This window comes from Amycolatopsis sp. NPDC004625 (assembly GCF_040609695.1).
Lineage (GTDB): Bacteria > Actinomycetota > Actinomycetes > Mycobacteriales > Pseudonocardiaceae > Amycolatopsis.
Genome location: NZ_JBEXKX010000022.1, coordinates 148,286 through 156,145 on the forward strand (window position 1 = coordinate 148,286; position 7,860 = coordinate 156,145).

A 7,860-nucleotide genomic window follows, 5' to 3' on the forward strand; every position below is an offset into this window, starting at 1 on the left:
GAGCTGAACCATGGCCACGCCCGAGAAGGTGCTCGACGCGCTGCGCGCCTCCGTCAAGGAGGCCGAGCGGTTGCGGCGGCAGAACCGGCAGCTCGTCGAGGCCGCGACCGAGCCGATCGCCATCGTCGCGATGGCCTGCCGGTTCCCCGGCGGCGTGAGCTCGCCGGAGGGGCTGTGGGACCTCCTCGCCCGCGGCGGGGACGCCGTCTCGGCCTTCCCGGCCAACCGCGGCTGGGACACCGCGTCGCTGTTCGACGACACCGGCCGGGCAGGCACGACCTACGCGCGCGAAGGCGCCTTCCTGCACGACGCGGACCTCTTCGACGCGGGCTTCTTCGGCATCTCGCCGCGCGAAGCGCTGGCGATGGACCCGCAGCAGCGGCTGCTGCTAGAGACGTCGTGGGAGGCGTTCGAGCGCGCCGGGATCGACCCGGCGTCGCTGCGCGGCAGCCGGACCGGCGTGTTCGTCGGCTCCAACGGCCAGGACTACGCCACCCTGCTGCGGTCCTCGGCCGAGGACGTCGAGGGCTACCTCGGCACCGGCAACGCGGCGAGCGTCGTCTCCGGCCGGCTGGCGTACCTGTTCGGCTTCGAGGGCTCGGCGCTGACTGTCGACACGGCGTGTTCGTCGTCGCTGGTCGCCCTGCACCTCGCCGCGCAGGCGCTGCGGCAGGGCGAATGCGACCTCGCGCTGGCCGGCGGGGTCACCGTGATGGCCACGCCGGGGACGTTCGTCGAGTTCAGCCGCCAGCGCGGGCTCGCTCCGGACGGCCGGGTCAAGGCGTTCGCCGAGGCGGCCGACGGCACCGGCTGGGGCGAAGGCGTGGGCGTGCTCCTGGTTGAGCGGCTGTCGGACGCGCAGCGCCACGGGCACGAGGTACTGGCCGTGGTGCGCGGTTCGGCGGTCAACCAGGACGGCGCTTCCAACGGCCTGACCGCCCCGAACGGCCCGGCCCAGCAGCGCGTGATCCGGGCTGCCCTGGACAGCGCCAGGCTGTCCACTTCGGACATCGATGTCGTCGAAGCACACGGGACCGGGACGACGCTCGGCGATCCGATCGAGGCCCAGGCGCTGCTGGCCACCTACGGGCAGGACCGGGAAACGCCGCTGTGGCTGGGTTCGGTGAAGTCCAACATCGGCCACACCCAGGCGGCGGCGGGCGTCGCCGGGGTGATCAAGATGGTCATGGCCATGCGGCACGGCGTGCTCCCGCGGACGTTGCACGTCGACGCGCCCTCGTCCCATGTGGACTGGTCGGCCGGGTCGGTCGAGCTGCTGACGGAGTCGCGCGCGTGGACGGCCGATCGCCCGCTGCGGGCCGCGGTGTCGTCGTTCGGCGTCAGCGGCACCAACGCGCACACCATTCTCGAATCCGTTCCGCCTGCCGAGCCCGTGCCCGCGGAGGCGGGGACGCTGACGCCGTGGGCCCTGTCGGCGAAGACGCCGGAAGCGTTGCAGGCGCAGATTTCCCGGCTCGCCGAGGTGACGGCCGACCCCGCGGACGTCGCCCGGACGCTGATCACCCGGACCGCGTTCGAGCACCGCGCGGTCGTCATCGAGGGCAAAGTTGTCACCGGGGAGGTGCAGGAGGACGGTCGCCTGGCGGTGCTGTTCACCGGCCAGGGCGCCCAGCGGGCCGGGATGGGCCGGGAGCTGTACGAGCGTTTCCCGGTCTACGCGGAAGCTTTCGACGCGGTGTGCGCGCACTTCGGCGCGGAGTTGCGCGAGGCATTCGACGACGCCGAGCGCCTGGATCGGACCGAGTTCACCCAACCGGCGCTGTTCGCTCTTGAGGTCGCTCTGTTCCGGTTGGCCGAGTCGTTCGGTGTGCGCCCGGATTTCGTGGCGGGGCATTCGATCGGCGAGATCTCGGCCGCGCACGTGGCCGGTGTGCTGTCCCTTGAGGACGCTTGCCGGTTGGTTTCGGCGCGGGCCTCGTTGATGCAGGCGCTGCCCGCGGGCGGGGCGATGGTGTCGATCGCCGCGCCGGAGTCGGCGATCACGCTGACCGACGGTGTCTCGATCGCGGCGGTGAACGGCCCGGAGTCGGTGGTGATCTCGGGTGACGAGGCTGCGGTGCTGGCGATCGCGGCGCAGTTCCCGAAGACCAAGCGTCTCAAGGTGAGTCACGCGTTCCACTCGCCGCTGATGGATCCGATGCTGGACGAGTTCCGTGCGGTGGCGGAAACCTTGACGTACCACCCGGCGGAAATACCGGTGATCTCGAATGTGAGCGGTGCTCTCGCGGAGCTGTTCACCGCGGATTACTGGGTCTGCCACGTCCGGGAAGCCGTCCGGTTCGCCGACGGTGTCGCCACCCTCGGGGACGAAGGGGTCCGCACGTTCCTCGAACTCGGTCCTGACGGCGTGCTCAGTGCGATGGTCGGCGGCGCCGCGGTCCCGGCCCTGCGCCGCGACCGGCCCGAGGAGCTGACCCTCCTGACCGCCCTCGCCGGGGTGTGGGTCCGCGGCGGCGCCGTCGACTGGGCCGCCTACCTGCCCGCCGGCCCGCGCGCCGACCTCCCCACCTACCCCTTCCAGCGGGAACGCTTCTGGCCGACACCCGGCGAAGGCACGCTCGACGTGGCCGCTCTCGCCGCCGAACTCGACCTCCCCGAAGACACGTTGCGTCCCGCGCTGGCGGCCGTGCGGCAACGCCGTGCCGAGACCGTCGGCCGGTACCGGGTCACCTGGACGCCCCTGGCGGCCGAAGACACCCCCGTACCGGCGGGTGACTGCCTCGTCGTCGACCCGTCCCCGCAGCTGGAAGCCGCCCTGGCCGGGTGGAACGGCCGGGTGGTACGGCTCGACGGCCCGGTCACCGCCGAGGACCTCCGCGGAGCCGTACCGGCCGTCGTGCTCAGCGGCGCCGGTCCGGAACGGACCATCGAACTGCTCCGGGCGCTCGGTGACGCCGGGATCGACGCGCCCCTGTGGTGCGTCACCGCGGGCGCCGTCCGGGTCACCGAGGCGGACCCCGCACCGGATCCGGATCAAGCCGCCGTCTGGGGCCTCGGCCGCGTCGCCGCGCTCGAACACCCCGGCCGCTGGGGTGGCCTGGTCGACATGTCGTCCACCGTGGATCCGGAACGGTTCCAGGCCCTCCTCGGCGGAACCGAAGACCAGGTCGCGCTGCGCCCGGAAGGAACCTTCGGCCGCCGGCTCGAGCACGCGCCACCGGCCGGGCCGGCGTGGACCCCACGCGGCACCGTGCTGGTGACCGGCGGCACCGGCGCGCTGGGCACGCACGTCGCCCGCCGTCTCGCCCGCGAAGGCGCCGACCACCTCGTGCTCGTCTCCCGCCGCGGCGCCGGCGCGCCCGGCGCCACCGAACTGAGCGCCGAGCTGGCCGAACTCGGCACCCGCGTGACGTTCGCCGCCGGCGACGTCGCGGACCGGGAGTTCGTCGCCGACCTCCTGGACCGGGTCAGCGCCGGGCTCACCGCCGTCGTGCACACCGCCGGGGTCGTCCGGTCCGCGCCACTGTCCGAAGTGGACGACTTCGCCACGCAGTGGGCGGCCAAGGCGACCGGCGCCCGGCACCTCGACGAACTGCTCGCCGACACCGACCTCGACGCGTTCGTCCTCTTCTCCTCGATCGCCGGGGTGTGGGGCAGCGGACAGCAGGGCTGCTACGGCGCCGCCAACGCCTACCTCGACGCGCTCGCCGAAGCCCGCCGTGCCCGCGGCCTGGCCGCCACCGCGGTGGCCTGGGGCCCGTGGGCGGACGGCGGGATGGCCGCCGACAACGACGCCGAGGACTACCTGCTGCGCCGCGGCCTCCGCGCGCTCGACCCGGCCAACGCCGTCTCGGCCCTCCTGCGGGCCGCGGGGGGCGGCAACGTCACGGTCGCCGACGTCGACTGGGCCCGGTTCACCGCGGCCTTCACTTCTCGGCGGCCGAGCCCGCTGCTGGCCACCATCCCCGAAGCCACCATCCCCGAAGCCGCCCACGACGAGCCGGTGACCGAGCCCGGCGGGCTCGTCGCCCGGCTGCGCGGCCTGACCCCGGCCGTCGCCGACGAAGTGCTGCTGCAGCTCGTCCGCGACCAGGCCGCCGCGGTCCTCGGCCACCCGAGCGCGGCCGCCGTCGCCCCGGATCGCGCGTTCCAGGAGATCGGCTTCGACTCCCTGACCGCGATCGAGTTCCGGGACGCCCTGCGCGCGGAAACCGGGCTCGCCCTCCCCGCGACGCTCGTCTACGACTGGCCGACGCCGGTCGCGCTGGCCGGGCACCTGCGCGCCGGGGTTCTGGGGGACGATGTCGAACACGTCGCCACGACGGTGGCCGCCGCCGACGAACCCATCGCCATCGTCGCGATGAGCTGCCGGTACGCGGGCGGCGTGGCGTCGCCGGAAGACCTGTGGCGCCTGGTGTCCGAAGGTGCGGACGCGGTGTCCGGCTTCCCGGCGGACCGCGGCTGGGACCTGGAGAACCTGTACGACGCCGACCCGGCCCGCCTCGGCTCGGTGACCGTGACCGAGGGCGCGTTCCTCGGCTCGGCGGGCGGGTTCGACGCCGGGTTCTTCGGCATCTCGCCGCGCGAGGCGCTCGCGATGGACCCGCAGCAGCGGCTCCTGCTGGAACTCGCGTGGGAGGCCTTCGAGCGCGCGGGCCTCGATCCGGCGACCGTGCGCGGCAGCCGGACCGGCGTGTTCGCCGGCACCAACAGCCACGACTACACGACCCTGCTCCTCAATTCGGCCGACGTCCTGGAGGGGCACCTCGCCACCGGCAACGCGGCGAGCGTCGCCTCGGGCCGGCTGGCCTACACGTTCGGGCTGGAGGGCCCGGCTGTCTCCGTCGACACGGCGTGTTCGTCGTCGCTGGTGGCGTTGCACCTGGCCGTCCAGTCGCTGCGGCTCGGCGAGTGCTCGATGGCCCTGGCCGGCGGGGTCACGGTGATGGCCACGCCGGGGACGTTCGTCGAGTTCAGCCGCCAGCGCGGGCTCGCCCCCGACGGCCGCTGCAAGGCGTTCGCCGAGGCCGCGGACGGCACGGCCTGGGGCGAAGGCGCCGGCCTGCTGCTGCTGGAGCGGCTGTCGGACGCCGAGCGCCACGGTCACCGCGTGCTGGCCGTGGTCCGCGGCTCGGCGGTCAACCAGGACGGCGCGTCCAACGGCTTGACCGCGCCCAACGGCCCGGCCCAGCAGCGGGTCATCCGCGCCGCACTGGCCGACGCCGGGTTGTCCACATCGGACGTCGACGCGGTCGAGGCGCACGGCACCGGAACGACGCTCGGTGACCCGATCGAGGCCCAGGCGCTGCTGGCGACCTACGGCCAAGAGCGGGAAACGCCGCTGTGGCTGGGTTCGGTGAAGTCCAACATCGGTCACACCCAGGCGGCGGCGGGGGTCGCGGGTGTGATCAAGATGGTCATGGCGATGCGGCACGGTGTGCTGCCGCGGACCCTGCACGTCGATGCCCCCTCGTCCCATGTGGACTGGTCGGCGGGTGCGGTCGAGCTCCTGACCGAGTCGCGCGGGTGGACGGCCGACCGTCCGCTGCGGGCCGCGGTTTCGTCGTTCGGCATGAGCGGCACCAACGCGCACACCGTCCTGGAAGCCGTTCCTGCGGTGGCGATCGAGCCGAGCACGGCACCGGGACCGGTGCCGTGGGTGCTTTCGGCGCGGTCAGCCGATGCTTTGCGCGGACAGGCGCAGGCCCTGCTCGAGCACACCGGTGGTTCCGCCGCCGACATCGGCTTTTCCCTGGTCGCCACGCGTGCCTCCCTCCCGCACCGCGCGGTGGTGGTCGGTGACCTCTCCGCCGGGGTGACCGCCCTGGCCGAGGACGCCCCGGCGGCGAACGTCGTCACCGGCGTGGCCGGCGATCCCGGCAAGGTCGCCCTGGTGTTCCCGGGGCAGGGTGCGCAGTGGCCGGGAATGGCCCTCGAACTGGCCGAGTCGTCCCCGGTGTTCGCGGCGCGCCTCGACGAGTGTGCGACGGCTCTCGGCTCCTTTGTGGACTGGTCGCTGCGCGACGTCCTGGCCGATGCGGACGCGTTGAGCCGGGTCGACGTGGTGCAGCCCGCGTTGTTCGCGGTGATGGTGTCGCTGGCCGAGCTGTGGCGGTCGTTCGGCGTGGTCCCGGACGCGGTGGTCGGCCACTCCCAGGGCGAGATCGCGGCCGCGGTGGTCTCGGGGGCACTGTCCCTTGAGGACGGTGCTCGCGTGGTCGCGTTGCGCAGCAGGGCGATTCTGGCGCTGGCCGGGCGTGGTGGCATGGTCTCGGTGGCCGCGTCCCTCGCCACCGTGGAAGGGCGGCTGACCGGGGGACTGTCGATCGCGGCGGTGAACGGCCCGTCGGCGGTCGTGGTGTCCGGCGAGTCCGACGCGCTCGACGAGCTGGTCAAGTCCTGCGAAGCCGACGGCATCCGCGCCAAGCGCGTTCCGGTGGACTACGCCTCGCACTCGGTGCAGGTGGAGCAGCTGCGCGACGAACTGCTCGACGTCCTGGCCCCGATCACGCCCCGCCGAAGCGAGATCGCCTTCATCTCGACGGTGACGGGAGAGTGGAACGAGAGCGTCGATGCCGAGTACTGGTACACTAACCTCCGCAGCACAGTCCGCCTCGACACCGCGATCGAGCGGCTGAAGAGCGACGGCTTCGGCACCTTCGTCGAGGCGTCACCGCACCCCGTCCTGACCATGGCGCTCGGCGAGGACGTCGTCGCCCTGGGAAGCCTGCGCCGCGACGACGGTGGCCTGACCCGCTTCCACACCGCCCTCGCCGAAGCGCACGTCAACGGAGTCCGGGTCGACTGGACCCCGGCCTTCCCCGATGCCCACGCCGTCGACCTCCCCACCTACGCCTTCCAGCGCAAGCAGTACTGGCCCCGCCCGGCCACCCGCACCGGCGACGCCGCCGGGCTCGGCCTCGGCGCCGTCGACCACCCGCTGCTCGGCGCCGCCACCACCCTCGCCGACGACGGCCGGCTCGTCCTCACCGGACGGCTGGCCCGCCAGACCCACCCCTGGCTCGCCGACCACGACATCCTCGGCACGGCCCTGCTGCCCGGCACGGCGTTCGCCGAGCTCGCCGTCCACGCCGGAGACCACACCGGCTGCGGCACCGTCGAAGAGCTCACCCTCGGCGCGCCACTGGCCGTGCCCGCCACCGGCGGCGTCCAGCTGCAGGTCGTCGTCGACGAACCCGGCGACGACGGCCGCCGCGGCGTCACCGTCAACGCCCGCCCCGACCGGCCCGGCGCGCGCTGGACCCGGCACGCCCAAGGCGTCCTCGCGCCCGGCACACCCGAACCCGCCGCGACCCCGGCGGAGTGGCCACCCGCCGGCGCCGAACCTCTCGACGTCGACGCCCATTACGCCGCCCTCGCGGACGCCGGTTACCACTACGGACCGGCCTTCCGCGGCCTGCGCGCGGCCTGGCGCGGCGACGGAGAAGTGTTCGCCGAGGTTGCCCTGCCCGCCACGGACGCCTTCGCCGTCCACCCGGCCCTGCTCGACGCCGCCCTGCACGCGCTGGGCCTCGGCGGGTTCTTCCCCGACGACGGCCGGGCACGCCTCCCGTTCGCCTTCACCGACGTCGCCGTGTTCGCCACCGGGGCCACCGCCCTGCGCGTGCGGCTGGCCGCGGCGGGCCCGAACGCGGTGTCGGTCGCTGCCACCGACCCCGCCGGGAACCCGGTCGCGAGCATCGGCTCGCTCGCGTTCCAGGCGACGTCGTCCACAGTGGACGACGTGCCGGACGCCCTGTTCCGAACGGAATGGGTCCCGCTCACCTCGGCTGTCGTGAGTGGTAAGGCGGGTTACAGCCCGAACACACAACCCACCCCCACCACGCCCGCGGGGCCGACCCCCCCCGGCCGCCCCGGACCCAACTGGAGCACGGACAC

At 73.8% G+C, this 7,860-nt stretch carries 1 protein-coding gene; it reads left to right on the plus strand.

The features are described from left to right. Positions 1-10: 10 nt before the first annotated feature. A partial coding sequence (locus ABZW17_RS25110; protein ID WP_354818768.1) for a type I polyketide synthase occupies positions 11-7,860 on the plus strand: 7,850 nt, incomplete at its 3' end.